General features: G+C 53.1%; 1 protein-coding gene. It reads left to right on the top strand.

Going from position 1 to position 354, the window contains the following annotated elements; translation table 11 throughout:
* Positions 1–12: 12 nt before the first annotated feature.
* The coding region (gene rsmI, locus J0A66_RS22170) for a 16S rRNA (cytidine(1402)-2'-O)-methyltransferase (RefSeq protein WP_338143946.1) at positions 13–354 on the top strand (342 nt) is incomplete at its 3' end.

The raw sequence follows: 354 nt of genomic DNA, 5'->3' as shown, positions 1-354 counted from the left end.
CGTGCAGAGCAATTGTTATCCAGACTGGAGCAAGGAATGACCATGGCCTTGATCAGTGATGCGGGTACGCCGCTTATCAGTGATCCTGGCTATGCGTTGGTGAGTTTGTGTCGCAATGCAGGCATTCAGGTGGTGCCCTTACCTGGACCTTGTGCGGCTATTACGGCTTTATGCGCGGCGGGTTTGCCTACCGACAAATTTATGTTTGCTGGTTTTCTGCCGGTAAAACAAGTGGCCAGGCGTGAGGCGCTTGAAGGTTTGCGTGGCACCGATATGACTACTGTATTCTACGAGTCTCCCAGAAGGGTAGCAGAAACCCTGGCGATGCTGGTTGATGTGCTGGGAGTCGACAGA

The sequence above is a fragment of the Bowmanella dokdonensis genome (genome assembly GCF_017254865.1).
In the GTDB taxonomy this organism is placed as follows: Bacteria; Pseudomonadota; Gammaproteobacteria; order Enterobacterales; family Alteromonadaceae; genus Bowmanella; species Bowmanella dokdonensis.
The sequence above is the reverse complement of the archived record's forward strand: the minus strand, read 5'-3'. Positions and strand labels throughout refer to the sequence as shown.